The sequence below is a fragment of the Frankia sp. Mgl5 genome (genome assembly GCF_023242985.1).
In the GTDB taxonomy this organism is placed as follows: Bacteria; Actinomycetota; Actinomycetes; order Frankiales; family Frankiaceae; genus Parafrankia; species Parafrankia soli.
Window position 1 is genome coordinate 1 of the sequence record NZ_JALKFY010000758.1, and the last position, 1,644, is coordinate 1,644.

The 1,644-nt window shown below is 71.1% G+C and carries 1 protein-coding gene and 1 pseudogene; both read left to right on the forward strand.

The annotated features are described in order from the left end of the window. The first annotated feature begins 15 nt into the window (after positions 1-15). Complete coding sequence (locus tag MXD62_RS27440; protein ID WP_248832290.1) at positions 16-1,233, forward strand: CoA transferase; 1,218 nt, start codon at positions 16-18, stop codon at positions 1,231-1,233. A gap of 34 nt (positions 1,234-1,267) precedes the next feature. Then, positions 1,268-1,644 (forward strand): annotated as a pseudogene (locus MXD62_RS27445) (short-chain dehydrogenase); the annotation flags it as partial.

A 1,644-nucleotide genomic window follows, 5' to 3' on the forward strand; every position in this document is an offset into this window, starting at 1 on the left:
GGCGGGAGAGTGTTCATGACCGCGGTGATGCAGGGTGTACGGATCCTCGAGGTCGCTGAGCACACGTTCGTACCCGCTGCGTCCGCGTTGCTGTCCGACTGGGGCGCCGACGTCATCAAGATCGAGCACGTCGAGCGTGGGGACGCGATGCGCGCGCTGGCGTCCTCGGGTGTCGCGGTCGTCCCGAAGGACGTCCACGTGCTGCTGGAGCACTCCAACCGTGGCAAGCGCAGCCTCGGTCTCGATCTCACCTCGGAAGCCGGCCGCGACATCCTCTACAAGCTCGCGGGCACCTGCGATGTCTTCCTCACGAACAAGCTGCCCAGCGTGCGCACCAAGCTGCACATCGACGTCGAGGACATCCGCGCCCACAACCCGAACATCATCTACGTCCGCGGGACCGGGCAGGGCGAGCGCGGGCCGGACGCGGACCGCGGCTCCTACGACTCGCTGGCCTTCTGGGCCCGCGCCGGCGTCGCGGTCGGCAGCATGCGGCCCGAGTACAGCCATGTTCCGGTCCCGCCCGCGCCCGGTTTCGGTGACTCGATCGGCGCGATGACGATCGCCGGCGGGATCATGGGCGCGTTGTTCCACCGTGAGCGCACCGGTGAGGCCACCGAGGTCGACGTCTCCCTCATGGCCACCGGGATGTGGGCGATGGGCCAGGCCCTCGCGCTGTCGCTGCTGCTCGACATCCCGTGGACCCCGCCGCCGCTGGACGCGCCGCGTTCCAACCCGCTGACCGGGAACTACCAGACCAAGGACGGTCGCTGGCTGTCGTTCACCTGCCTGCAGGCCGGGAGGTACTGGGCGCCGATGTGCGAGGTGCTGGGCCGTCCCGAGCTGGGCGCCGACCCGCGTTTCGTCGACCACGCCGCGCTGATGGCGAACAGCCGCGAGGCCATCGCGATCCTCGAGGCCGCCTTCGCCGAGCATCCGCTGGCCGAGTGGCGTGAGCGGCTGGCAGGCTTCATCGGTCAGTGGACGGTCGTGCAGGACACGCTGGAGGCCGCCGCCGACCCGCAGGCCGTCGCGAACGGGTACGTCCAGGACTGTGCCACCGCCGCCGGGATCCCGTTCCGGATGGCCGCGGCCCCGGTGCAGTACGGCGGGAAGCCCGCGGCGGCGGGCCGGGCGCCGCTGTTCAACGAGCACGGCGACGAGATCCTCACCGAGCTCGGTCTCGACACCGACGCCGTCCTCGACCTCAAGATCCGCGGCGTCGTCGCATGACCCCCACCTCAACGAAGAGCCAGGAGACACTGAGATGACGCTGTTCGACGCGTTCCGATTCGACGGGAAGCGGGTCCTCGTGGTCGGCGGCGCGACCGGCATGGGTGCCGCCGCCGCCGAGCTCGCCCAGGCAGCGGGCGCCGAGGTCATCGTCGCCGACTACGCCGAGGTCACCCTGCCCGGTGCGAAGTCGATCCACGTGAACCTCGCCGACGCCGCCTCCATCGACGCAGCCGTCGAGCAGCTCGGCGGACCCGTCCACGCCCTGCTCTCGGCCGCCGGCGTCGCGGACGGCACCCCGGGCATCGAGCGGATCAACTTCATCGGCCACCGCCACCTCATCGACCGCCTGCTGGCCGGCGGCCTGCTGCCCCGCGGCTCCGCGATCGGCTTCATCTCCTCCGCCGCCGG

Coding starts and splice junctions, on each gene's coding strand:
- MXD62_RS27440 (WP_248832290.1), top strand. CDS start 16: ATGACCGCGGTGATGCAGGGTGTACGGATCCTCGAGGTCGCTGAGCAC.